This window comes from Pseudomaricurvus sp. ABR4_320 (genome assembly GCF_056159445.1).
Genome location: NZ_JBSWVF010000001.1, coordinates 512,632 through 536,541 on the forward strand (window position 1 = coordinate 512,632; position 23,910 = coordinate 536,541).

Genomic DNA, 23,910 nt, shown 5'->3' on the forward strand with positions numbered 1-23,910 from the left:
TGAGTCTGATGTACCACCAACGGTCTGAGATCGACACTGTAGAGAGATCTTCTATCGGACAGTAAGTCCTGCGACCGCCTGTTTAATTATAGAGTCTGCAAAATTGGGAAAAGCCTGCAGTCGATTTTGCAAATATTGCAAAATTCTCTCTCCGCCACAGCGTTTGACGCTTGCTCTTCGCCACGCTTAGCTTGACTAAGCGTGGCTTTGAAAGGCTCCGGCAATGACGTTCATTTCCGCTGTGCACAATCTTTCAAAGATTACGTTACCGACCACCTTTGTTTGCATTAAGAAACCGATCATCCAGTAATACGCAGCCCCCTAAAGATAAGATCAGCTCGCCATTCTGCGCCGCCACCATCGCGCCATCCCGCTAACCATGGGGACTTGTTCGTAGACAGCCTGACCGGTGTCGAAACAATCTTCCTGAAATCGAATCTTCTCGCCAAACTCCAAATGCGTGAATCCGCGCAGATTGTGAGTCTGCTGCCCAAGCCTCGGATGCCGGTAGTGCAATTGCCACTTTAGGTAAGCAGAGTCGGTCCCAATCATTTGATCCAGGTACTCAACTCGAGCAAATGTGAGACACCGGCACAGTTCCTGCAACCTCGCATACAGGTCGGCGGCTCCCTGCACTTGCATGAAGGGATTGCGCACGATGACATGGTCATCATAGGTGAGCATGAATTCACGCGGATCAACTTGCAAAGGTTCTCGCATCAGGCCTTTCAAGCGCTCGGTGACAGGAATCACTGGAAAACTCCGGATAGTCATCATGGCGATGATTACGCTGACCTGAGATTTTAAGTTCATTGTCGAAATAGCGGATGTTTCGGCCTATCCTTCAACCTGAGTCATGAGGTTGTAAGAACAGGAGCAGGGTTTCTCGGCAGCCTTCCCAACTGCCAGATAGGAGAATTCCCGGGCCTTCGGGCTGAACCTGTCGTCGTACGGAAACGTATAGTTGATCGGATTCGCTGATGGGAATGCGGTCCGACATCGTCCATCAGCATCAGAGGCCCATAATGAGACAGTCGCAAAAAGCCAATTCACCTGAAGACCTGAAAGAACTGGTTCACCGCGTTGCCCAAGACCGCGACAGAGAAGCCTACAGTCGCTTATTCGATCACTTTGCGCCACTGATCAAATCCTTCAGCTTAAATCGAGACCCTGGGTCAAGCCTCGTCGCAGATGAGCTGGTCCAAGATGTCATGCTGAAAATCTGGTTGAAGGCCAGTACTTACAACCCTGAAAAGGCAAACGTAAATACCTGGGTTTTTACGCTGACTCGAAACTGTCGCATTGATTATCTGCGACGCAATGGCCGTTATGCGGCTGATGTCGATGCAGATAGCCTATTTGCCACCATTGAATGTGACGAACCTGATCCGTTCGAGCGTACACAACAGAAACGCATTGGCGAAAAAATTCACGACGGGCTGCAGACACTGCCTTCGGAACAAAACCAGGTACTTGCGAAGATATACCTGGAAGGCAAAACACAGCGGGAGACCGCGGCCGAGTTAAACATTCCACTCGGCACCGTCAAATCGAGAGCGCGCCTCGCTTTGCAGAAGTTGGAGGTGCTCGTTAGAGGTTATGCTTAATGATTTCTCACCACCCTTCTGACGATTACCTGACGGCTTTTGCCGCAGGCAATTTACCGCTGAGTCAGTCTCTGTGCATTGCCGCGCACATAGAACTCTGCCACCGCTGTCGGTGCGAGGCTCAACGGTTACAGATGGTGGGAGCTACCTACTTTAAGCAAACGTCAGCCAGCGACGCCAAAGTTAGCGAAGAGCTGCGCAATAAAGTGTTGGACGCGATAGACAATGCCGATGCCATTCAGATAAAAGCATCAGCTCAGGCGCGCAAATGCCCTTTTAGCATCCCCCATCACAGCAACGATCAGCGGCGCCTGCCGGAGCACAATCTACTCCCGGCCAGCCTGCAGAATTTCTTGACCAACAGGACCGATGGCAGGTCCTGGAAACGACTGAGTTCGGCCATCCAGACCGTGCGTTTTCCCAATGATGTCGACGGTTCAAAATTGGAACTGCTTAAAATAAAACCCGGCAGTAAAATGCCTGCCCATCGCCACACCGGCGAGGAAATCACGGTGGTTCTACAAGGCGGTTTTGAAGACGACAGTGGTCGTTACGAGCGAGGCGACATCATTTTTAACAAGGCGTCCCTGCAGGACCACAGCCCCATTGCTGACACAGACGTCGCGTGTATCTGCCTCACATCCGTTGCCGCTCCCATAGAATTTACCGGTTGGTTTTCGCGCCTGCTGAATCCTGTCGTGCGACGAAGTCATTTTGCCAATTGACTCACGACGAGATGGCTGCGGCGCAAGAAACAACCATCCAAACCGACATCTCGATAATCGCCTGCCAAACAAAATACCGTAGATTTCTGCGATAACTGCGAGAGCCTGTGTCAGTCAAGTTCGAGGTTCTTGTATCACCTCTGGAATCTGTGCAGACTTAATGGTTTGGTTACAGCGATGTCGTCATGGGCAGTCCCGAATCACAATCCCCCGCAACCGATGACATCCAGGGTCAGGCACCTCAATCAATCTTTCGCGTCAGACGCGATTATAATCAGTGGGTCGCAGACGAAACTCTAGAAGATTACGCTCTGCGGTTTACCGCAAAAGACGCGCGCCGTTGGAGCGCGGCCCGAATAGGTCAAACGGCACTGGGAACGACGGCCTTTATGGCCCTGGAAGCCCTGGCCGCGGCAGCAACCTTACAATACGGTTTCATCAATGCGCTGGCGGCGATGCTGGCTCTGGCGGCGGTTATCATTCTGACCGGCATACCGATTGTCGTCACTGCCGCACGTGAAGGTCTGGATATCGACTTACTGACTCGCGGTGCAGGTTTCGGCTACCTGGGGTCGACGCTAACCTCATTAATCTACGCGACATTCACCTTTATTTTTTTCGCCATCGAAGCTGCCATTTTAGCATCTGCCTTCAATGCTCTCTTCGGAATACCTGTAAACATTGGCTATATCCTTTGCGCCTTACTCGTCATCCCCATTGTTAGCCACGGCATCACGGCCATCAGTCGTTTCCAATTAGGATCCCAACCGATCTGGTTGCTTTTGCAGATTTCCGCCCTGGCGATAGTCGCTTTCCATGAATTGGACAACGTCGACGATTGGACGCACTACGCCCCGTCCCAACTTCCCGAGGCGACCTCCTTCAATTTGAGCCTGTTCGGCGCCTGTTCAGCATTATTTTTTGCGATGGTCGCCCAGATCGGCGAGCAAGTGGACTATCTGCGCTTTATGCCGACCAAGAGGCCATCCAATCGCTATCAGTGGTGGTTTTGGACGTTAATTTCGGGTCCAGGATGGATATTGGTGGGCCTGCCTAAAATGTTGCTGGGATCTTTCCTGGCCTATCTCGCGGTAAGTGCTGGCCTCGGCTTCGAAACGGCCATAGACCCGGTCTACATGTACCAGACTGCCTTTAATTACGTCACCGACTCGCCAACGTTTGCGCTGATTCTGGCCGGTGTCATGGTGATCGTTTCGCAAATGAAAATTAACGTCACCAATGCTTACGCCGGCTCAATCGCCTGGTCCAATTTCTTTTCAAGGCTCACCCATAGCCACCCGGGGCGGGTCGTCTGGCTGGTGTTCAATGTCGCCATTGCCCTGCTATTGATGGAGTTGGGAATTCTGCAGGCTTTGGAAGCCATTGTCGGCACCTTCGCCCTGATCGCTATCAGCTGGCTGGGTTGCCTGGCCGCAGAACTGCTGATCAATAAACCGCTGGGTCTCAGCCCTGCACGGATTGAATTCAAACGCTCTCACCTCTACGACATCAATCCCGTCGGCCTGGTCTCAATGTTTACAGCGTCTCTTATCGGTCTACTGGCCTACTTGGGCCTCTTTGGGGATACGGCGCGATATCTCGCTCACTATCTCAGCCTCGGCATCTGCTTTTTGATGATGCCACTTATGGCCGCCCTAACCGGAGGCCGCTTCTACCTTGCGCGAAAGGATTCTCCGGTCACCATCCGTCCCGGGGATAAAGCGCCCTTTCTCCGCGCCCATCGGTTAACCTGCTGTATCTGTAAAAACGATTTTGACGCCGAAGATATCAGCCGCTGTCCGGCGTACAACGGCTATATCTGCTCATTATGCTGCTCCCTCGACGCGCGCTGCCTGGATAGTTGCAAGGATCGCGCTCGACTGGGTGATCAACTCGCCAGATTTTTGCACTTGTTTACGCCTCGCCACGCGGCGGCCATTGCCCGCTCCCGGGCACTGAGGTTTGGCGCCATCTTCGCAGCCATCGCCCTGGTGACAGGTGGCTTTCTAACGCTTATCTACTATCAATTGGCCAGCAACCACAGTGACAGCCAGCTGTCTTTGGTGAACCAGACCCTGTGGACCGTGTTCTACATCGTTTTGGTTATCGCCGGTGTCATTGCCTGGTTGTTTTTACTCGCCCACGAAAGCCGGGTCGTTGCACAGCAGGAATCCACCCGTCAAACTCAGTTACTGATGGGGGAAATTGACGCCCACCGAGAAACCGATCTGGCACTTCAGCAAGCCAAAGAAGCCGCCGAAAGAGCCAACGCTGCCAAGAGCCGCTACCTGTCCGGCATCACCCATGAACTGCGCACGCCTCTACAGGCCATTCTTGGATACGCTCAACTGCTACAAAACCGCGACGACGTGCAACCGGGCCAGTCTCGAGCACTAACCATTATTCGCAACAGCGGTGAACACCTCGTTGATCTGATCGAAGGCTTGTTGGAAATTTCTAAAATTGAAGCCGGGCGCCTGGACATTTACCGCAACACGGTGAACATCGGCGAGTTACTGCATCAACTGGTGGAGTTTTTTTCGGATCAGGCTCACGGGAAAGGCCTCGAATTCACCTTTCATCAACACACCCCACTACCCGATTATGTTGCAGCAGATGAACGCCGCGTTCGCCAGATTCTGACGAATCTACTGAGCAACGCGGTAAAATATACAGTATCTGGCAAAGTCGACTTCCACGTTCGCTACCGCTTTCAGGTCGCAGAATTTATCGTTGAAGACACCGGCATCGGTATTGCGAAGGAAGACATTGAACGCATTTTGAGACCGTTTGAACGCGTACGTACGGCTGACGCCCCCGCCGTCGCCGGGACCGGACTGGGTCTCACCATCGTCAAATTGCTCACGGACGTTCTCGGCGGCAACTTGCAAATCACGAGTGAGCCTGGCCAGGGCAGTCGCTTCCAGGTTTCTCTTATGCTCAGCAGCATCCATCAGCCTCCGGCCGTCGACACACAATCTCGATCCATCATCGGCTACCATGGCAAACGTCGTGAAGTGCTGGTGGTCGATGATGAGCCAGTGCATCGCGGATTAGTAACAGAAATTCTGACCCCATTGGGTTTTATCGTGATCGAAGCCAAAGACCCGCAGGAATGTTTGCAATGGATGACAAAAAGCGTTCCCGACCTCTGCCTACTGGACGTCAATATGCCCGGTATGAGCGGCCTGGATCTCGCCAGTCAATTGCGCCATCAGGGATACTCATCACCGATTTTGATGCTGTCTGCCAATGCGACGGAAACCCATGTTGGAGAAGCGCGCAGCGTCGAGCACAATGGCTATATGACCAAGCCGTTCCGCAATCAGGCCTTTATCGCCAAAATTGGCGAGTTGCTCAAATTGACCTGGGTCTACACCCCCACACGGCCCCAAAAGGTTGAACCCACCCAGAACCAACAGGAATTGATCAGCCCCTCCAGCAAAACTACATCCACTCCGGCGAGCCTTGGTCTCCCAACTCAGAAGGGAAACAATACACTGCTCACAGAACTGAAAGAGAAAGCCGCCATTGGCCACAAACGCGGTTTTCTGGCGGTGCTGGACCAGATTCAGGCGACCGGAAACACAGGTTCGCTCGATGTCGAGAGCCTGCGCGACATGGCCGCAGCCATGCGATTTGACCACATTCAGGAAGTGCTCAACGATGCCCCCAACCAACATGGATAAACAACGCCAGGATCTGGTCTTGGTCGCCGACGACTCGCCCGATGCGCTCAGCCTCATCAATGATACGCTTGAGCAAGCCGGGATCGATGTTCTGGTCGCATTAGAGGGGCAGCAAGCGCTGAACATCGCCAAACGAATGCCCCCCGATATTATTCTTCTCGACGCTATGATGCCGAAAATGGACGGTTTCGAAACCTGTCGGGAGCTCAAGCGCGACCCAGCCCTAGCCGACATTCCCGTCATCTTTATGACCGGCCTTACAGACACTCAGGACTTGGTGCGAGCCTTTGATGCTGGCGGTGTCGACTATCTCACCAAACCCGTAAAGCCCGATGAATTGCTGGCGCGCATGCGGGTGCATTTACAAAACGCACGGCTCACCGCCAGCGCCCGCACCGCCCACGACTCGATCGGCCAGCCACTGTTAACGGTCGACGCAGAAGGAGATTTACTGTGGGCAACGCCACAGGCAAACCGCTGGTTACAAACCCTTGGCGCGGCTTTTTCCTGGCGAGAATCCGGGCTCACGGCTCCCATTGCCCAGTGGCTGGCAAGAGAGCCACTGCCACGGCAGAAGCTGTCCCTGCGAACAGCCGACAAGGCATTTACTGTCGTTATGGTCGAAGCACGCCAGATGCGAAGCGAATATCTGTTGCGATTGGTTCAAGAATCCGAGGTACGGGAAGACGAACGTTTACGGGAGCAATTGGGACTAACGGTCAGAGAGGCAGAGGTTTTGATGTGGATATCCCGCGGCAAAACCAACCGGGAAATCGCCACGATACTGTCTATAAGCCCCAGAACCGTTAACAAACACCTGGAGCAGGTTTTTCAAAAAATCGGTGTGGAAAATCGCACTGCAGCCGCCAGTAAAGCTCTGGCCATCATCGGCAGCATGTAACCCCACCGATAAGGTAATGCGAATCTGTCTGTTATCCCGGCCAGTTCTGCATGGCAGCCAGTCGAAAACGACGCCCCTGCCAATTAACGACGACACTTTCTGGCAGAACGTCTTCAATCTTTAGCTCTGCAGAGAGGCGATCACCGCTGTACAGTTTGCGACCATTTATGATCACAAAACCGCGGCTGGTTGTACCGGAGAAAATATGGGCGGAGTAATCCAACGGCGGAAGGCCCTCTTGAGCAGAGGTGGGCAACTCTGTCAAAAACGGCAATTCATCGTTCGAGAGATTCGCATTGGCGGCACTAAATGAATTATCAGCCGCAGGAGCCATAGCCACCTGGGCTGGGGTCTGAGCTGTCGCCTGAACTTGCTGTGCTGGAGCCGCAGCCACCGGAGCGGCCTCAGCGGTTTGATGACCGGCAGATACTGTCACATCCAAACGACTGACCAGTAGCACAGCAATTGTCAACAACCAGCAGGCGACCACGGCCGCAATAAGTACCAGGCGACGGGACTTGCGTTCAACCGGCGCAGCAACGACACCGTGGCGAGACTGCAAGGTCGGTAGTTTTTGCCGTTCTACCCGCTCACTTTCGGATTTGTTTAGGGCATCAAGAATGTACGACATCAGGGGTCTTCCTGGTAGATGTCCGCCAAAGCGGCGGTGTTGTCGCTAATACCGTCTCCAATTTCACGCAATGGGTCATCCAGGCCCAAAGCCACATTCAGGCGCAGCAGAGTTTTCAACCCGACGACACCATCCTGTTGTAATCCCTCAACTCTCTGAAACTCTCGAACTTGCTGCTGCAATTGAGAAGAGTAGACCTCTCCCGACGGCAATACAAGATCGTCGTTCAGCTCCATAAAAACATCCGCCAGCCAACTGACCATTGGCGAACGCTCACCGGCAACCAACGAGTTACCGCGATATCCTTCCGGTGGATGCCAGATAAATTGAAAATCTCCCGTCCACCAACGGCCCAACGAGATTAACGGAATCTCCAGGCGGCGCTCTTTATTGGCGAGCATCGCCAGATGATCAGACATCCCCACCAGAGCGACGTAACGCTCTCTTCCATCGAAGTCCAGAGAGAGCACTGCCGGTCGACCGTAACTGCGAAAATCTGACCAATTGCGCACGGATTCCCGTTCACAGCGCATGCTCAGCGCACCTATCTCGGCACAAGGATCCGAAAATTTTAACTGGTAGCGCCCGCGCATCTTCAGTAGCTGATTGATCGCCCCTTCGCGCGTTTCGTAGCTTACCGCCAGCAGGCGATCAGTATCGGCAATTTCAATCTCTTCAGCGGCAGCGACCACATCGCGCTGCTCCGCCTCAGAAACCTCCTGCAACGATGAGGTTTCCACTTCATTAAGAGGCGAACGCTTGCCTGATTCTTGTTGGGGTGGTTGCGCAGGTGCGGCCTCGACCACCTCCTCTCCCCGCGAGGGATTCGACGAAAACAGCCCCGCCAACAATGGCCACTGCCATATTAGTATTCCGAAAAGCAACATTGCCGCGATGGCACCGCTCTGCCAGTGTTTTAATGGCCAGCGCCAAGTGCTTTTGCCAGGTAAATCCTGCTCGTCGCGAATTTCTGAAATGGCACTTTCAAACAGGCTGCCATCCAGATGGGTACGATTCTGAGCGTATGCTCCCAACAGCATGCGGTCGCACACAACGTTGATCAATCGAGGGACACCGCCAGAAAACTGGTGAATGCGGGCGATGAGCTTGTCACTGAAGAGCTCAATGCCTCCCGCCTGTCCGGCAGTTTGTAAACGGTGACGAATGTAGTCTGCCGTTTCCTGTTGATTCAGAGGTTCGATATGAAATCTTGCTGTAATCCGCTGGGACAACTGCCGCAATCGAGGTTGACGCAACAGCTCACGCAACTCCGGCTGGCCGATAAAAATGATCTGCAGCAACTTGCGGGAATTGGTTTCCAGATTGGTTAGCAGACGAATCTGCTCCAGCACCTCAAACTCGAGCAGCTGTGCCTCATCAATCAACAGGACGGTGTTGCGACCCCGGGCGTGATTCATCAGCAGGAAATGGTAAAGAGCTTCTGTCAAACCCTTTGTTGTAGCCTGCTCCTGGGTATACTCGATGCTCAGTTCATCACAAACGGTCGCCAGCAATTCCTGGCTGTTCATCAATGGATTGAGTACGAATGCCACGTCGACTTCGTCAGGTATTTGCTCAAGAAAGCAGCGACACACGGTGGTTTTGCCGGTTCCGACTTCACCGGTCAACAGGACGAAACCGCCTCCGACACCGACCCCGTACAGCAAATGCGCCAGGGCTTCCCGGTGCCGCGGACTCATATATAGGTAATTGGGGTTCGGAGCGATGGAGAAAGGCGCTTCCTTCAGTCCGAAATATTCGGCATACATAGTGGAGTTAGTTCAACAAGCCTTGTTTATTGGGGAGCAGTGACAGTTTGCAGCCTCATGCTGACGTCAATGTGAATTATGCATGAAGCCTGCCTATAAGGACAATGACAGGACTGTCACAAGCCGCTTTTATGACTTCACAACAGATACATTAGGAACAAAAAAACAGGGACGTCATCGGTTGGCGCCCCCGTTTACAGTATAGATAAATTTACAACAGCGTGTTTTTCAGTACTTTAGCCTGGATTCGCTTCCTTATAGGCGCGCACCTGGGCATTGAAATCTTCTGCCATGCCTTTCTCAGCATTAACTGCGTCATTGTAGGCTTTGATACCACTTTCGTAGGCTTTTAAAGCTTCCGCTTTGTCTTCATCAGCACCGTCTTTCACGGTTTTTTCCGCGGCTGTGAACTTTTGTTCCAAGCAGGTCATATAGTCAGCGTTTTCTGCTTGGAAGGCCTTCATGGATTTTTGACCTTCAAGCATCTGCTCCATGGAAGCCTTGCCACCCTCGGGCATCTCGGGCATATCCGGCTGCGTACAATCGGCCAGTGTAAATCCACTGAATCCCACGGTACCGGTGACGGCCAGAGCCTTTAAAAGTGAAGTCATTGGCTTCTTCTTCATTGTGTATTTCCTCCCAGAAAAGGTACATCGCCTAATGGTTATGTGTCATCGAATGGTCAGTCCATCTGACAGCAGTTCGAATAAAAGGTTGTATTTTTACGCCATCGCTGGCCTGCAAGGCCTCGCCACAAGAAAATTTTTCCATGTAGGTAAGGTTTGTCAGGCTGCGCGGGTCTTGTAAGGTGACAGCAATTTACGCCGCGGCATCGAATTCAGCACCTTAGTCGCTAGAAAGTCAACCTGGGGCCAGCTTGTCACGTAAACTTGAGATATCGTAGCAGGCACACAGGAGCCTTTGTCATGCTGATCCGACGCCCTAAACCCTGGCAACTGCCAGAATCTGAGACCACGGCGGAATCGACCTACCATAATCGCCGGCAGTTGCTACGCAATCTAGGCTATATCGGATTGGGAACTCTGCTGGCGCGCCCGGCCTCCGCGGGTCTACTGGATCTATTCGGTAAAGAGAAAGCAGCGAGCCCATTCTCACAGCGGGCACTGACGTTCTCTGAAAGCTCGGATTTCCAGGCGGCAGATCCTCTGACAAAAGAAGCAACCGTTCTGAGCTACAACAATTTCTACGAGTTTGGCACCGCTAAATCTGATCCTGTCGAAAACGCTCAATCGTTCAAGGTCGACCCCTGGCAGCTGACCATTGATGGAGAAGTGGAAAACCCGGTAACGCTCAGTTACGACGACATCTACGGTCAGTCTTTGGAGCAGCGCATTTACCGCCTGCGCTGTGTGGAAGCTTGGTCGATGGTCATTCCCTGGGTGGGATTCCCTCTGGCCAGCTTGCTCGCAAAAGCCAAACCCTTATCCAGCGCCCGCTATGTTGCCATGCAGACACTCAATGACCCAGACCAGATGCCGGGGGTGAAAAGCCGGTTTCTGGGTGGTGGAATTTCCTTCCCCTATGTCGAAGGTCTGCGCATGGACGAGGCCCAACACCCCCTCACCTTTATGGCGGTCGGAGTGTACGGTAAAACACTCCCCCCACAAAACGGTGCCCCACTGAGATTAGTGGTGCCCTGGAAATACGGCTTTAAGAGCATTAAATCCATCGTCAAAATCTCACTGGTTCGCGAACAACCGCCGACAACCTGGAACCTTGCTGCGGCAAACGAGTATGGATTCTATGCCAACGTCAATCCCGAAGTAGACCACCCCCGCTGGAGCCAGGGCAGTGAGCGTCGCATCGTCGGTGGCGGAATCGGCAGTGATAAGCGCATTCCAACCCAAGCCTTCAACGGCTATGGCGAGGAGGTTGCGCAACTTTATAAGGGTATGGATCTGACGCGCCAGTTTTAACTCGATGATCAAACCCCGTATGTTTCAACCGAATCCCAAACTGTATCTGTGGTTGCGTATCGCACTGCACGTCATCTGCCTATGGATACTGATCTCTTTGTTCTACCGCGCTTTCACGAATCAGTTGGGTGGCGATCCCGTCAAAGCACTGATCCACGCCACTGGCCTCGATGCACTGCGCTTGTTACTGCTATCGCTTCTTGTGGCACCCATGGCCCGTTGGTTGCGGCAGAGCCGGCTGACATCACTAAGGCGCCCCTTGGGTCTGTACAGTTTCTTTTTTGCGGTCGCGCATTTTGGCAGCTATCTGGCCTTTGATCTTCAATTTGACTGGGCGCTCATCGGTGAAGAATTGACCAGCCGCCCCTACATCATCGTAGGCCTGCTAGCACTGGTGATTCTCCTGATTCTGGCGGTCACCTCCATCCCAAAGATTGTCAGACGCTTGGCAAGACGCTGGAAACCACTGCACAGACTTGTTTTTGTTGCAGCGTTTCTTGGCTGCCTGCACTTTCTGTGGTCAGTGAAATCAGCGATCGGCGAACCGTTGATCTACCTCATTTTCGCCGTCGCTCTTACCGCCACCCGGCTACCTGAGTGGCGACGTTTAGCCCGGCAAAAACGTCAACGGCAGGCCAAACGGCCCCCACCCCAAACTCATACCGAAGAGGATTCCACGGCGGGCGCCGTCAAACCACCCTCGGGCACGGCGCTGTCGAGACCAAAATAAATTTGCAGGCCAGCCAGTACGGCGTTGACGGCAACTGCGGCGAGGATCAGCCCCATGACCCGACTCACGACACTGGCGCCAGACTGCCCAATAATTTTCAGCAGGCGGCTAGCGAGTAGCATCAATACCAGAGTGATGAGGAGAACAACAAGGATCACCACCACCGTCATACTCTGATGAACAAACGAAAAGCGGTGATTGTCTGTGAGCAACACTGCGGCCGTCATCGCCCCAGGCGACGCGATCGATGGAATAGCCAAAGGATATACGGCGGTCTGCATGCCTTTTTCCACCAGATGTAATTCCTCCTCCGGTTTACCCTCACCAAAAATCATGGTCAACGCAAAGAGAAACAACACCAGTCCTCCAGCGATCTGAAACGCCGGTAAAGGAATTTCCAACGCATCGAGCAAATACTCACCTGCAACCGCGAAAAACAGCAGCACAGCTCCGGCAATGGTGATTGCCTTAAAAGCAATTTTACGCACCAAGACAGGATCGGAATAACCTGCCGTTACCGCAAGGAATACGGGTAGCGTCCCGATGGGATCGATTACCGACCAAAGTAAAACGAATTGTTTGAGTAGATCTGTCATTCAGTACGCTATCTCATCATAAAATATAAAAATTATAGAGCAGTATGCCGTTCCCTTACGGCAATTCGCTGTCACCAATTTGTCACTTTGCTATGTGACACTTCCCACCACGGTGCGCCAGCACCGATAACATAGCGGACACTGCTATATCGACAGCATGCTACCGCTAGACCAATCAAACAGGAATTGATGATTTTCGTGGGAACCCAATTATGATTCGACGCTTTTTCCGTCCTCTACAACGCAAACGTCTCGCCTGCGCTATCGGTATGACACTGGGTGCATTGACCTTTCAAGCAGAAGCAGGCAACGCTTCCAACACCCAATACTTCAACCATCTGGCCACGTTTGACGTGATGGCAGAAAATGGCTCTGGCGTCGCAGAAATCATAGATGTATCCGCAGATGGTACACAACTGGCTTATACCGACGCTGAAAATGGTGCAGTCGGCTTTATCAATATTCGCCACCCTGCCAACCCCAGAGGCCAAGGCAGTGTCGAATTGGGAGGTGAACCAACCAGTCTCGTTATCAAAGGACCCTGGGTCATTATCGGGGTGAATACGTCAGAGAGTTTTACCAATCCTTCCGGCAAGCTGGTGGTCATCAACCGCTTTAATCAAAATATTATTGCAGAACATGCCCTCGCCGGTCAGCCAGACTCTCTCGCCTTATCGCCCGACAAAAAGCGCGTTGCCATCGTACTCGAAAACGAACGCGACGAAGATTACAACGGCGGGTTGCTGCCCCAGTATCCGACAGGTGGACTCGTTTCAGTCCTGCTTAAAGGGGCTCCCAACCAGTGGCAGCTGAACACCATTGATCTCAGTGACGTTGCTGCAGCAGCGCCTTTCGGCGATGACCTGGAGCCAGAATACGTCGACATCAATGCAGACAACGAAGCCGTCGTTTCGTTTCAGGAAAACAACTACTTCGCCATCGTCGACATGATTTCAGGATCGGTGCTTAATCATTTTCCGGCCGGCGAGGTTACCCTAAAGAACGTCGATACTGAAGAAGAGGATCTGATCCATTTCGATTCCACCATCACTAAGCGTCGCGAGCCGGATGCGGTTTCCTGGATCGACTGCGACACCTTTGCGTCAGCCAACGAAGGTGATTACGAAGATGCCAATGGTGAAGAAGGCGGCAGCCGCAGCTTCACCCTGTTCAATCAGGACGGCACCGTTGAGTATGAGTCTGCCGAATCCTTTGAACACCTGATCGCCAAAGTCGGACAGTACAATGAAAGCCGTTCAGAAAATAAAGGCGTAGAGCCAGAGGCCGTCGAATTTGGACAGTACGGAAAGTCCAAGCTGTTATTTGTCGGCTCAGAGAGATCCAATATGGTTGGCGTTTACGACGTCAAAAATTCCAGCAAACCGAAATTACGTCAAATTCTGCCAACGGGTATCGCCCCAGAAGGTTTGAAAGCCATTCCGCAAAAAAACCTTTTTGTTGCCGCCACGGAAACCGAAGTTGCCGACGATGGTATTCCAACCATGGTCAACATCTATCGGTACGGTGCCAAGCAAGCTCGCTACCCGATGATTGAATCTGTTGAAGATACATCCGGCAATCCGATTCCCTGGGTCGCGCTTTCAGGTCTTGCGGGTGACCCCGTCGACAACAGTACCGTTTACGCGGTCAGCGATTCTTTTCTGGCCAGCGGCTTTATCTACACCATCGACGTCAGCCAAAAGCCCGCACAAATTACAGACCGTATTGAAGTGACCGGTGCCAGTTTCGATCTCGATCTGGAAGGTATCGCCGTGGGTAAGGACGGCAGTTTTTGGGTCGCCAGTGAAGGCGACGCGGAAGATCGCCCCAACGCAATCTTGAAAGTCGCAGCCAACGGCTCGGTACTTGAAGAAATCTTCTTGCCTGACGCACTGGAAGCCAATGCCCGTAGCAACGGCTTTGAAGGCGTTGCGGTGACAGGCAAGCCAGGAAAAGAAGTGTTATATGCCGCTATTCAACGTGCCTGGCCAGACGCCGGCGATGAGGATGGTGTCGAAACCAAGTTGGGTCGCTACGATGTTGCCAGTGGTGAATGGACATTCGTCCACTATCCTCTTGAAGCCGAAACTGAGGGCGGTTGGATTGGCCTCAGCGATCTGACCCTGCTCCCCAATGGCAAATTTGCGGTAATCGAACGCGACAAAGGTTGGGGAGAATCGACCGGCCCCGTTGCCGGTTTAAAATCCGTCTTCCAAGTCAATCTGACCAAGGCCGATTTTCGTTCTTTAAGCGACAGTCGCGGACTGGTTACGCTGAAAAAACATCTCCTGGTAGATGCTTTGCCAACCATGCAAAAGCGCAGCGTTTGGACGGCGGAAAAACTAGAAGGATTTGCTGTAACCCGTAATGGTAAAACCTGGCTTGCTACCGATAACGATGGTGTCGATGACGCGACGGGTGAAACCCTGTTTTTCTCTCTGGGCAACATCCACAAATTGTGCAAGTAAACCAACGCTAACCCCCGACAAGATCACCGGCCTCGCGCCGGTGATCTCAGTGACGATGCGACTAAACTCCATGCAGTAAAAACGGCGCTTCGAGCCTGCTTGAATGTATTCACAGAGTGTTTACACCCAATTTTCATCGCGACTGACACAGTCGTAAGCGAACCTAATGCATTCCGGTCGTCAGAAAACTGGGCTGTGATAACACCTCAGCAACCTGCTTCACGTTTTCCTCCCACTGATCCCGCCCTATAGGCCCACCAAAACACAACCTGAGCGCGGCGGGCGGATTATTGTCTGTCGAGAATGCCGCACTAAACACCGCACTGATGCCCAGTTGGCGTAAATGCACAGCCAACTCTGATGGGTGCCAATCGGACGTTTTGGGAATATCCAACCAAAGGTGAAAAGCGCCATCGGCCCCGTGGATATTGCGTCTGCCGAGGTGCATTTCTGCAAGTCGTAATCGGGCGATACTCTCTCGACGAATGCATTTCACCATTTGCTGTGCAGTTCCATCGAGAATCCACTGACTGACCATCGCGTCCGTCAGCGGGCTGGACATGACATGCAAGGATCGCAGCGCCGCAGAGATCCTCTGACTGTGGCGGCGACTGGGAGTGTACAGAAATGCAGATCTTACCCCCGGACCAAAACACTTGGATGTTCCCGTAATGTACCAGGTCAACTCGGGCACCAGTTCGGAAAAACTGACAGGACGCGGTTCCGCCAGCATGGTATAAGCTTCGTCTTCAATGATCGCGATGCTATAACGCCGACAGACATCTGCAATCGCTTCACGCCGCCCCTGACTCATGGTCGTCGTTGTCGGGTTGTGAATGGTAGGGTTCAAATACAAGGCACCGACTTGCCCCAATTTGCAAAAATCTTCAAATGGCTTAACCAAAAGACCACTGGAATCCCGTGGTAAAGAATGCAGAGTGATGCCCAGGTGCGAGGCAATGGCTTTTATACCGGGATACACCAGACTCTCGACACATAACACTTGTTGTTTATTGACCAGCGTGCTGACCAATCCAACCAAAGCAGAGTGGATGCCAGGGCAGATCAACACCTGCTCCAATTGAGGGTCCGGCAAACGCTGATCCAGCCAGACCAGTGCCGCTTCACGATGCTCAGGCGTTCCACCAAACGCCTGATAGCGCATTAAGCCATACAAATCTTTTTGCAACAAGACGGTCATCGCACTGTCGCGAACCTGTTCAACCAACGTGGGAATTGCTGGCTCGACAACGAGATTCATCGTCATTTCATAGCTGCCGAGAGTTGGCGGCACCGGTGCCACCTTCCCTTTTACAAAGCTGCCAGATCCCGGATGAGAATCGATCAGTCCGCGGGTTCGCGCCTCCTGATAGGCACGCGCCGCCGTGGTGTAATTGATGCCCGTCGCCGTCGCCAGATCACGGAGCGTGGGAAGGCGATCCCGAGCTTGTAACAGACCACTATCGACATCCTCTCCAATCAGGTCAGCAATAAGCCGATAAGCGGGAATACCCTGCCGGTTTTTCATGCGGCGAGCCCATCGCGTGAGTTCTGTTTTCTTCATGATGCACAGTCGTCAAATGTGGATGCCATCAGTCTACCCTACTTCTTTAACAATTGATTGCATTGAATTGATTGCGTTTAAGCGTCAGAAAAAACACCTCTCAAAAAGACTTACTTTGGTGCGTTACCGCTCATCAATGAGCGGATACGGTGCATATTTTTTCGTTAAATTGATTGCATAATGATCGCATATAGGTCAAATAATCAATTATTTTTGCGTCTTCAGGATTTCTCCCCCGGGCTTGATTGATGATTGATTGCAATCAGCTCCTCAGATATTGGCCCCATGATTGCTCTCTATTGATTGCATAAATTGATTGCTTTTTATCTACACGTTTTGCTTGCTCACATCACAGGAGAAAACCATGCCCGCAGTCACTCAACCCAATCACAAAAGTGGCGATTTTTTTGTCGACTACGAAGAGAAAGTGTTTGAAGACGTTAAAGCCCGGGAAGGCGAAAAAGCGCTTGTCACCTTTCACACCGTCGCCTTCGAAGGATCCATTGGTCTTGTCAATATGTTGCAGGCCACACGCCTGTTACGAAAAGGCTACGAGACATCCATTCTGCTCTACGGCCCCGGCGTCACCCTCGGCGTACAACGGGGATTTCCCACTCTGGGTGACGAAGCCTTCCCCGGCCATCAAAATTACGCCAATCAGCTGACCAAGTTTATGTCCGAAGGCGGTAAGGTTTACTGCTGCCGATTCGCGCTACAGGCACTTTACGGTCATGGGGAACCCGCATTAATCGAGGGTATTCGTCCGATTAATCCCCTCGATGTGATGGACTTGAAACTCCTGCACATGCGCGACGGCGCCGTCATCATCGATACCTGGACACTGTAACGAGGCCGCGGTCATGACCAAGATCGTCAGAGCCGCCGCTGCCCAGATCGCTCCGGATCTCCGGAGTGCTCAGGGCACTCTGGGCAAGGTTCTCAACGCCATGGAAGAAGCCTCTGCACAGGGGGTTGAACTGATCGTTTTTCCGGAAACGTTTATTCCCTGGTATCCCTATTACTCGTTTATCTGCCCACCGGTCAGCGCAGGTCGCGAACACCTGCGGCTCTACGACGAAGCGGTGACGGTACCCGGCCCGATTACGGCCGCCATCGCCGAAGCCGCCCGGCAATATCAGATGGTGGCGGTCGTGGGGATTAATGAACGGGATCACGGCAGCCTCTATAACGCTCAACTGATCTTCGATGCCGACGGCGAGTTGCGTCTTAAGCGTCGCAAAATAACCCCCACGTATCACGAACGCATGGTCTGGGGTCAGGGCGATGCCTCGGGTCTCAAAGTCGTTGAAACGCAGAAAGGTCGTGTTGGCGCATTGGCCTGCTGGGAGCACTACAATCCCCTCGCCCGCTATGCACTGATGACGCAACACGAAGAAATTCACTGCAGTCAGTTTCCCGGCTCACTGGTCGGGCCGGTCTTTGGCGACCAGATTGAAGTCACCATCCGCCACCATGCGCTGGAGTCCGGCTGCTTTGTGGTCAACGCCACCGGATGGCTGAGCGACGCTCAGATCGAATCCATCACCCCGGACCTCCAGCTCCAGAATGCCCTGCGTCAGGGGTGCAATACCGCGATCATTTCGCCTGAAGGCAAACACCTCGCGCCTGCGCTCACGGAAGGCGAAGGTCTGGTTATCGCCGATCTGGATTTTCAGTTAATCACCAAGCGCAAACGCATGATGGATTCCGTCGGCCACTATGCCCGCCCCGAATTACTTCGATTGATGATCAACGATCAGGCGGCCAATGTCGCGGCACCCATGCAAGACTCAGATGCGACAAGCGCTGAGACGGAATTCCCCGACGACGATACCCGCTACGGAGACCGCCATGTCAACGAGTCCTGAATCACGCCAGCAATTGCTGACAGAACTGCAGACCCGGGGGCTGCGCCTCGGAAGGCGCCAACCGGATATTGTCCAGCGCAAAGGTGGCGCCGGACCATCGGATCATCAGGCGGTCACCATTGACGGCACCACGGTTATGGTGCCCATCTATTCGGAAGCGTCCTGGGATTCCCCCTTCTGGATTGCAGATTCGGGAGACGCCGACGGCGCGCCGACAATACGCCACGAGCAACATACGGCAGACCAGATTCCTCTCCGGGATATCACCTTCACCCACACGCCCCGATTTTATGAGGGTGTGACAGACGATGGCATTCCCTATTCCCACATCGCGACTCTGCACAGTAAAAGCGTGCTGGCAACGACGGTGTTGCAGACCTGCATTCACTATGAAAGTCGTCGCAAAGCCTGTCAGTTCTGTGCCATCGGACAGTCGCTGCGGGCGGGTCGCACCATCGCTCACAAAACACCGCAACAGCTGGCTGAAGTTGCCGCTGCAGCAGTGTCTCTGGACGGTGTCGATCAGATGATTCTGACCACAGGCACACCAGCCACCCCGGATCGTGGCGCCAAAGTACTTACCGAAAGCGCGCTGGCGATTCGTGCGGCAGTAGACCTGCCATTACAGGGACAATGCGAACCACCTTCTGATCCCATCTGGTATCAGCGCATGAAGGATGCCGGTATCGACAGCCTCGGCATGCATTTGGAGGTACTGGATCCGGATTTGAGAAAGAAACTTCTGCCGGGCAAATCAAAACTAACGCTGGACGATTACATCATGGCCTTTGCACAAGCCGTGGAAGTCTTTGGGCGCGGACAGGTCAGCACCTACATTCTGGCGGGACTCGGAGACAGTGCAGGCAGCATCCTGTCGACAAGCAGAAAACTTGTCGATATGGGCGTCTATCCGTTCGTGGTTCCGTTTGTACCCATTCAGGGAACACCCTTGGAAGACCACCCATCTCCGAGCCCGGAATTTATGGCAGAGGTGCTCAAACCTTTGGGTAAATATCTCTACGATGCGGGAATAACCTCTGCAACCGCCAAGGCCGGTTGCAGCAAATGTGGGGCCTGTTCAACCCTGTCCAGCTATGAACAAGCGGCGGCTGAGGAAGACTCACACCCCCCACTGACCGGGATCGGATAATGACACTGCCAGACTTTTCAGACTATACCGTAAAGTGGGTCACCCTACCCTGGGAAGTACAGCAGGCTTACGCTCTGCGGCGACGGGTATTCTGCGACGAACAGGGACTGTTCACGGACAATGACCGGGATACCACGGACTCGGGCGCGCAATTGCTGGTCGCCCTTGGCAACCATGGCGGCTGGCATCAGCAGGTGGTGGGCACCGTGCGCATACACTCTGACGCCGACGGAGTCTGGTATGGGTCGCGTCTGGCGGTCGACGCCGATTTCCGTTCTCAAGGACAACTGGGCGCTCAACTGATCCGGCTCGCGGTATCCAGCGCCCATGGGCTGGGCTGCAGACGCTTTCTCGCTCGGGTACAACGCCGTAATGAGCCGCTGTTCCGACGACTCCACTGGCAGAGCCTTGAGCGCTTTAACTACTGTGGCAAACCCCACGTGTTGATGGAAGCAGACCTTCAGACGTATCCCCCCTGCCACTCTCCCAACAGTGGCTTTGTGATCAAAGCCAGACGACAGCACCAGCGCATCGGGATCTGGCCGGGCCTACTGGAATCATCAAAGGCGACAACGCCTCTTATGAAACCGGTGAGAGGATAACGCGATGTCCCATCAACTCAGCCTGCAAACCCTCATCGACAAGCTGGCAGACCATTCGGGCATTCGCTTGAAACAGGATATTGCCGCTGTCAGCCGTCATCTTTCTGCACTGCCGGACAACTGGCTGAGCAACGGCGACGATACCGCGGCCATTCCGCTCGGCAAGGAAAACGGTTGGCAGTTGCTCGCTGTCGAGGGCATGCAGCCGGAATTTGTCCACGCCGACCCCTGGTTTGCCGGTTGGTGCAGCCTGCTGGTCAACTGCAGCGATATTGCGGCAATGGGCGGACGCCCGACCGCCGTTGTCGATGCTCTCTGGTGCGACGGCAACCCTGAAACACTCAAAGCCATGGTGTGTGGCATGCGCGATGCGTCTGAGCATCTGGGCGTTCCCATTGTCGGCGGACACACCAATCTGACTTCTCACAATGCCAATTTGGCGGTCGCCATTCTCGGCCACGCTCAACGACTGTTGCGCAGTGATGCGGCTCGTCCCGACCAATGGCTGGTGGCGGCCATCGATCAACGCGGTAAGTTTCAGGGCAAGAGCCTGAACTGGAATGCAGCCACCAACGCACCGGCAGCGCGACTGCGCGACGATCTCGCTCTGCTGCCGTCCATCGCGGAGCGGGAACTGGCTTACGCCTGCAAAGACATCAGCCAGGCGGGCCTGCTGGGAACCACGGTAATGATGCTGGAGAAATCCCATTGTGGCGCAACCATCGACCTGGATGCCATTCCCATCCCCAACGGGGTTGAATTGACCGACTGGCTCTGCGCGTTTCCTAGCTTCGGGTATCTGCTGACCGCCACCGATCACCAGCTGGCTGCCCTTATCGATACCTTTCAACAACGCGACATAGACGCAGCTGTGATTGGTCGCATGAACACCTCTCGTCGGCTGACTCTACGACAGGGAGATTCCGAGCAGGTGTTTTACGACCTTAATAACAACACCCTGACGGGGTTCAGTTGAACAACCATTGAACGACTTATTTCTGGAGATTCCATGCCCGCTGTCAACTTCTCTGTTCGCTGGCCAGACGGCCGCGAAGAAACCTGTTACTCCCCATCAACCGTGATACATCAGTTTTTATCGAAAGGTGACTCACTGTCGGTGAATGACTTTATGGAGCGTGTCAGTAAAGCGCTGACACTTGCCAGCGAGCGGGTGCAAGCCCGTTATGGCTACGCCTGCTCCAGCGCCAATGATCAACTGGAAGGCCTTAAGCGACGCAGTGCTGAATTCGAAGACCAGAGTCGACACATCACCATCCTGTCATTAATAAACATCTGAACGAAGAGAGAACCCCATGAATACCGATGCAAAACATGTTTCCGTCATTCTCGTCGGCGCGGGACAAGCGGGACTGACGTTGAGTTATTTTTTACAGCAACAGAACATTCAGCATCTGCTGCTGGAAAAACGCACGACGCTGCATGGCTGGAAATACGAACGCTGGGATTCGTTTACTCTGGTGACGCCGAACTGGCAGTGCGATCTGCCCGGTCTCCCCTATGATGGTGATGACCCCCATGGATTTATGACCGGCCAACAGATCCGGGAATGGCTGCAACGATTTTCAGAAAAAGTCGCTGCTCCTGTAAGCGAGGGTATTACCGTAAAAAACGTGCGTCGGGATGACAACGGCATCTACCAGATTTCTACCAGCGATGGCAGTTATACAGCCGATCAAGTCGTCGTTACGGCTGGCGGCTATCAGACGCCAGTTATCCCCCGCTTTGCCGAGCGCCTCCCAGAGACAATCGTTCAACACCACTCTGCCGACTACAAGAATGCCAGTCAGCTGCCAGAGGGTGCCGTATTGGTGGTCGGATCCGGACAATCCGGCGCACAGATTGCCGAAGACCTGCACTTAAGTGGACGCAAAGTGTATCTGGCAACCGGCGATGCACCTCGCTGCGCACGGGTGTATCGCGGTAAGGACGTGGTCGAATGGTTACACGAGATGGGCTACTACCAGATGTCCGTTGATGAACACCCCCTCGGTGAAAACGTGCGGCAGAACACCAATCACTATGTCACCGGGCGGGATGGTGGGCGCGATATCGACCTGCGTAAGTTTGCTCTGGAAGGAATGGAATTATTTGGCCGGCTCACCGATGGCAATAGCGGTTCGCTGACCTTCGCCCCCAACCTGACGGCCAATCTCGACAGTGCCGACGCCACCTACAACAACATCAACCAGCGTATCGACGACTACATCGCCAAAGCAGCGCTGACCACCCGCGAAGGCCCATCCACCTATACACCCGTGTGGACAGTGGCAGCAGAACGAACCCACCTGTCTCTCAGTGATTCCGGCATCACCAGTATTATCTGGTGCATCGGATTTCGTCCCGACTTTTCCTGGCTGGATGCCGCCGTTTTCAATGGACAGGGACATCCCCGACATCATCGCGGCGTCACCGCAGAACCCGGTCTCTACTTCCTCGGACTGCCCTGGTTGCACACCTGGGGATCGGGTCGCTTTTCAGGCATAAAACAGGATGCTGCCTACCTCTGCGAAAAAATAAGTGACTACCAACGTCGACGCGCGGCGACACAATCCTCAGAGTCGCCAGTATCAGACTCACTCTGCACCACTGATTGAGGAACCTCTGATTAATGTTGGCGAGGCAGCCGGCGCAAGGCAATAATGGTCGAAAAAGCACAGTTTACGTTTTGTAAATGAGCATTTTGAGATCATTATTAACACAGCGAGGGCAACGTAGGTAATTAATCAGAGGTTCCTTAGCGTCGTTTGCAAAGAATAACCATGGCAATACCACCGAGAATCGCCAGAGACGCCAGCGTCATGCGTAATGTCAAGGCTTCGCCAAGAAACAGGACACCGCCGATCGCGGTAATCACCGGGACGCTGAGTTGCAGCGTCGCCGCCTGCGCCGCCTGGAAATACGGCAGAATGGCATACCAGAGAATGTAGCCACCACCGGAGGCAAGACCTCCGGACAAAAGCGCATAAACGACACCGCTGGAGGTCAAGGAGGCATGTTGAAGCATCAGCAGCGACAATCCCAGAGCCAGCGGTAACGCCCGTATAAAATTGCCTGCTGTTGCTGCGCCGGCATGGGTGATGCCACGCCCCCTCAGAGAATAAATCCCCCAGGCGATTCCAGAGGCTAACATCAACACAGAAGCCACTAGCGGCGGCGCCGTGAGTCCTGGCAGTAACAGCAGCACCAATCCTACCAATGCCAGAAACACACCCAGCGACTGCAGAATCTGCAGCCGCTCGCCACGAAAAAAGCCATAGCCGATCATGGTCATCTGCACCGCACCGAACAGCAACAACGCACCGGTGGCTGCCGATAATTGCAGATAGGCAAAAGAAAAAGCGCCGGCATACACAAAGAGCGCTGCTGCGGACACCCAATTGCCATGGTTGAGAATCTTTAACGGAGATGTTCCTGACGAACGCCGCCGATCCAGCCAGGTGACCAGCAGCCAGAGCACCAGTGCGCCGGAGCCGATGCGCAAACTGGTAAAGCTGGCCGCGTCAAAGCCGGTCTGGCGCAGTGCCGCCCGACACAATAAGGAATTGGCGGCAAACGCCAGCATCGCCAATGCCGCAAGACCAACCAATCGTACAGGGGGTAAACTCAATTGCGCAGTTGCCAAAACCAGACCTCTTAATTATTGTTGTCGCCC

General features: G+C 53.7%; 21 protein-coding genes. 14 read left to right on the forward strand and 7 right to left on the reverse strand.

The genetic code is table 11. The features are described from left to right. Positions 1-333: 333 nt before the first annotated feature. Positions 334-813 (reverse strand): nuclear transport factor 2 family protein, encoded by a 480-nt coding sequence (locus tag ACXAFR_RS02205; protein ID WP_475171496.1) that lies wholly within the window; start codon positions 811-813, stop codon positions 334-336. Between the two features lie 212 nt (positions 814-1,025). Between ACXAFR_RS02205 and ACXAFR_RS02210 the strand changes: the two genes are divergently transcribed. From ACXAFR_RS02210 to ACXAFR_RS02225, 4 genes are all read left to right on the forward strand, one after another. Then, entirely contained in the window at positions 1,026-1,607 is a 582-nt protein-coding gene (locus ACXAFR_RS02210; protein WP_475171498.1) for a sigma-70 family RNA polymerase sigma factor, read from the forward strand. Then, positions 1,607-2,332, forward strand: coding sequence for a ChrR family anti-sigma-E factor (locus tag ACXAFR_RS02215; RefSeq protein WP_475171500.1), 726 nt, complete (start codon positions 1,607-1,609; stop codon positions 2,330-2,332). Before ACXAFR_RS02210 ends, ACXAFR_RS02215 begins: the two co-directional genes overlap by 1 nt. A gap of 185 nt (positions 2,333-2,517) precedes the next feature. After that, positions 2,518-6,021 carry a hybrid sensor histidine kinase/response regulator gene (locus tag ACXAFR_RS02220; RefSeq protein WP_475171502.1) on the forward strand — a complete coding sequence of 1,168 codons (3,504 nt, stop codon included), beginning with the start codon at positions 2,518-2,520 and terminating at the stop codon, positions 6,019-6,021. After that, positions 5,999-6,922: a response regulator gene (locus tag ACXAFR_RS02225; protein ID WP_475171504.1), complete on the forward strand. Its 924-nt coding sequence runs from the start codon at positions 5,999-6,001 to the stop codon at positions 6,920-6,922. Before ACXAFR_RS02220 ends, ACXAFR_RS02225 begins: the two co-directional genes overlap by 23 nt. A 31-nt stretch (positions 6,923-6,953) precedes the next feature. Here ACXAFR_RS02225 and ACXAFR_RS02230 read toward each other — a convergent pair whose 3' ends face one another. From ACXAFR_RS02230 to ACXAFR_RS02240, 3 genes are all read right to left on the reverse strand, one after another. After that, the gene (locus ACXAFR_RS02230; RefSeq protein WP_475171506.1) at positions 6,954-7,553 is read right to left on the reverse strand and encodes a general secretion pathway protein GspB; all 600 of its coding nucleotides are present in this window, start codon (positions 7,551-7,553) and stop codon (positions 6,954-6,956) included. Beyond that, the gene (locus ACXAFR_RS02235) at positions 7,553-9,322 is read right to left on the reverse strand and encodes an ExeA family protein (protein ID WP_475171508.1); all 1,770 of its coding nucleotides are present in this window, start codon (positions 9,320-9,322) and stop codon (positions 7,553-7,555) included. Before ACXAFR_RS02235 ends, ACXAFR_RS02230 begins: the two co-directional genes overlap by 1 nt. A gap of 236 nt (positions 9,323-9,558) precedes the next feature. Then, entirely contained in the window at positions 9,559-9,933 is a 375-nt protein-coding gene (locus ACXAFR_RS02240) for a hypothetical protein (RefSeq protein ID WP_475171509.1), read from the reverse strand. A 315-nt stretch (positions 9,934-10,248) separates the two neighbouring features. Between ACXAFR_RS02240 and msrP the strand changes: the two genes are divergently transcribed. Further along, positions 10,249-11,259, forward strand: coding sequence for a protein-methionine-sulfoxide reductase catalytic subunit MsrP (gene msrP, locus ACXAFR_RS02245; protein WP_475171510.1), 1,011 nt, complete (start codon positions 10,249-10,251; stop codon positions 11,257-11,259). Between the two features lie 4 nt (positions 11,260-11,263). Further along, complete coding sequence (locus ACXAFR_RS02250; protein ID WP_475171511.1) at positions 11,264-11,989, forward strand: protein-methionine-sulfoxide reductase heme-binding subunit MsrQ; 726 nt, start codon at positions 11,264-11,266, stop codon at positions 11,987-11,989. On the opposite strand, the gene ACXAFR_RS02255 is transcribed toward ACXAFR_RS02250, so the two are convergent. Next, positions 11,917-12,585: a MarC family protein gene (locus ACXAFR_RS02255; RefSeq protein WP_475171513.1), complete on the reverse strand. Its 669-nt coding sequence runs from the start codon at positions 12,583-12,585 to the stop codon at positions 11,917-11,919. The two genes, ACXAFR_RS02250 and ACXAFR_RS02255, sit on opposite strands and share 73 nt — an antisense overlap. A 212-nt stretch (positions 12,586-12,797) precedes the next feature. On the opposite strand from ACXAFR_RS02255, the gene ACXAFR_RS02260 reads away from it, so the two are divergent. Beyond that, complete coding sequence (locus tag ACXAFR_RS02260) at positions 12,798-15,053, forward strand: esterase-like activity of phytase family protein (protein ID WP_475171514.1); 2,256 nt, start codon at positions 12,798-12,800, stop codon at positions 15,051-15,053. Between the two features lie 163 nt (positions 15,054-15,216). Here the strand turns inward: ACXAFR_RS02260 and ACXAFR_RS02265 are convergent, their stop codons facing one another. Then, entirely contained in the window at positions 15,217-16,617 is a 1,401-nt protein-coding gene (locus ACXAFR_RS02265; protein ID WP_475171515.1) for an aminotransferase-like domain-containing protein, read from the reverse strand. 364 nt (positions 16,618-16,981) lie between these two features. Between ACXAFR_RS02265 and ACXAFR_RS02270 the strand changes: the two genes are divergently transcribed. Genes ACXAFR_RS02270 through ACXAFR_RS02300 form a run of 7 tightly spaced genes read left to right on the forward strand, consistent with a single transcriptional unit; the run spans position 16,982 to position 22,852 of the window. Beyond that, entirely contained in the window at positions 16,982-17,464 is a 483-nt protein-coding gene (locus ACXAFR_RS02270; protein ID WP_475171517.1) for an MSMEG_0572/Sll0783 family nitrogen starvation response protein, read from the forward strand. 13 nt (positions 17,465-17,477) lie between these two features. Further along, a complete protein-coding gene (locus ACXAFR_RS02275; protein WP_475171518.1) occupies positions 17,478-18,485 on the forward strand; it encodes a Nit6803 family nitrilase in 1,008 nt (335 codons plus the stop codon). Beyond that, on the forward strand, positions 18,469-19,635 hold the full coding sequence (locus ACXAFR_RS02280; protein ID WP_475171519.1) for an MSMEG_0568 family radical SAM protein: 1,167 nt from the start codon (positions 18,469-18,471) through the stop codon (positions 19,633-19,635). The genes ACXAFR_RS02275 and ACXAFR_RS02280 overlap by 17 nt, the downstream gene beginning before the upstream one ends. Further along, the gene (locus ACXAFR_RS02285) at positions 19,635-20,237 is read left to right on the forward strand and encodes an MSMEG_0567/Sll0786 family nitrogen starvation N-acetyltransferase (protein ID WP_475171520.1); all 603 of its coding nucleotides are present in this window, start codon (positions 19,635-19,637) and stop codon (positions 20,235-20,237) included. The genes ACXAFR_RS02280 and ACXAFR_RS02285 overlap by 1 nt, the downstream gene beginning before the upstream one ends. A 4-nt stretch (positions 20,238-20,241) precedes the next feature. After that, entirely contained in the window at positions 20,242-21,213 is a 972-nt protein-coding gene (locus ACXAFR_RS02290) for a sll0787 family AIR synthase-like protein (RefSeq protein WP_475171522.1), read from the forward strand. A gap of 33 nt (positions 21,214-21,246) precedes the next feature. After that, entirely contained in the window at positions 21,247-21,534 is a 288-nt protein-coding gene (locus ACXAFR_RS02295; protein WP_475171523.1) for an MSMEG_0570 family nitrogen starvation response protein, read from the forward strand. Between the two features lie 16 nt (positions 21,535-21,550). Next, positions 21,551-22,852: an MSMEG_0569 family flavin-dependent oxidoreductase gene (locus ACXAFR_RS02300; protein WP_475171525.1), complete on the forward strand. Its 1,302-nt coding sequence runs from the start codon at positions 21,551-21,553 to the stop codon at positions 22,850-22,852. Positions 22,853-22,992: 140 nt separating this feature from the next. On the opposite strand, the gene ACXAFR_RS02305 is transcribed toward ACXAFR_RS02300, so the two are convergent. Next, the gene (locus tag ACXAFR_RS02305) at positions 22,993-23,880 is read right to left on the reverse strand and encodes an EamA family transporter (protein WP_475171527.1); all 888 of its coding nucleotides are present in this window, start codon (positions 23,878-23,880) and stop codon (positions 22,993-22,995) included. Positions 23,881-23,910 lie beyond the last annotated feature (30 nt).

Excerpts from the sequence above, each read along its gene's own strand:
- ACXAFR_RS02265 (WP_475171515.1), bottom strand. The coding sequence starts at position 16,617 with ATGAAGAAAACAGAACTCACGCGATGGGCTCGCCGCATGAAAAACCGG.
- ACXAFR_RS02255 (WP_475171513.1), bottom strand. The coding sequence starts at position 12,585 with ATGACAGATCTACTCAAACAATTCGTTTTACTTTGGTCGGTAATCGAT.
- ACXAFR_RS02260 (WP_475171514.1), top strand. The coding sequence starts at position 12,798 with ATGATTCGACGCTTTTTCCGTCCTCTACAACGCAAACGTCTCGCCTGC.
- ACXAFR_RS02205 (WP_475171496.1), bottom strand. The coding sequence starts at position 813 with ATGAACTTAAAATCTCAGGTCAGCGTAATCATCGCCATGATGACTATC.
- ACXAFR_RS02240 (WP_475171509.1), bottom strand. The coding sequence starts at position 9,933 with ATGACTTCACTTTTAAAGGCTCTGGCCGTCACCGGTACCGTGGGATTC.
- msrP (WP_475171510.1), top strand. The coding sequence starts at position 10,249 with ATGCTGATCCGACGCCCTAAACCCTGGCAACTGCCAGAATCTGAGACC.
- ACXAFR_RS02225 (WP_475171504.1), top strand. The coding sequence starts at position 5,999 with ATGCCCCCAACCAACATGGATAAACAACGCCAGGATCTGGTCTTGGTC.
- ACXAFR_RS02250 (WP_475171511.1), top strand. The coding sequence starts at position 11,264 with ATGATCAAACCCCGTATGTTTCAACCGAATCCCAAACTGTATCTGTGG.
- ACXAFR_RS02300 (WP_475171525.1), top strand. The coding sequence starts at position 21,551 with ATGAATACCGATGCAAAACATGTTTCCGTCATTCTCGTCGGCGCGGGA.
- ACXAFR_RS02210 (WP_475171498.1), top strand. The coding sequence starts at position 1,026 with ATGAGACAGTCGCAAAAAGCCAATTCACCTGAAGACCTGAAAGAACTG.
- ACXAFR_RS02230 (WP_475171506.1), bottom strand. The coding sequence starts at position 7,553 with ATGTCGTACATTCTTGATGCCCTAAACAAATCCGAAAGTGAGCGGGTA.
- ACXAFR_RS02235 (WP_475171508.1), bottom strand. The coding sequence starts at position 9,322 with ATGTATGCCGAATATTTCGGACTGAAGGAAGCGCCTTTCTCCATCGCT.
- ACXAFR_RS02215 (WP_475171500.1), top strand. The coding sequence starts at position 1,607 with ATGATTTCTCACCACCCTTCTGACGATTACCTGACGGCTTTTGCCGCA.
- ACXAFR_RS02220 (WP_475171502.1), top strand. The coding sequence starts at position 2,518 with ATGGGCAGTCCCGAATCACAATCCCCCGCAACCGATGACATCCAGGGT.
- ACXAFR_RS02285 (WP_475171520.1), top strand. The coding sequence starts at position 19,635 with ATGACACTGCCAGACTTTTCAGACTATACCGTAAAGTGGGTCACCCTA.
- ACXAFR_RS02275 (WP_475171518.1), top strand. The coding sequence starts at position 17,478 with ATGACCAAGATCGTCAGAGCCGCCGCTGCCCAGATCGCTCCGGATCTC.
- ACXAFR_RS02280 (WP_475171519.1), top strand. The coding sequence starts at position 18,469 with ATGTCAACGAGTCCTGAATCACGCCAGCAATTGCTGACAGAACTGCAG.
- ACXAFR_RS02290 (WP_475171522.1), top strand. The coding sequence starts at position 20,242 with ATGTCCCATCAACTCAGCCTGCAAACCCTCATCGACAAGCTGGCAGAC.
- ACXAFR_RS02270 (WP_475171517.1), top strand. The coding sequence starts at position 16,982 with ATGCCCGCAGTCACTCAACCCAATCACAAAAGTGGCGATTTTTTTGTC.
- ACXAFR_RS02295 (WP_475171523.1), top strand. The coding sequence starts at position 21,247 with ATGCCCGCTGTCAACTTCTCTGTTCGCTGGCCAGACGGCCGCGAAGAA.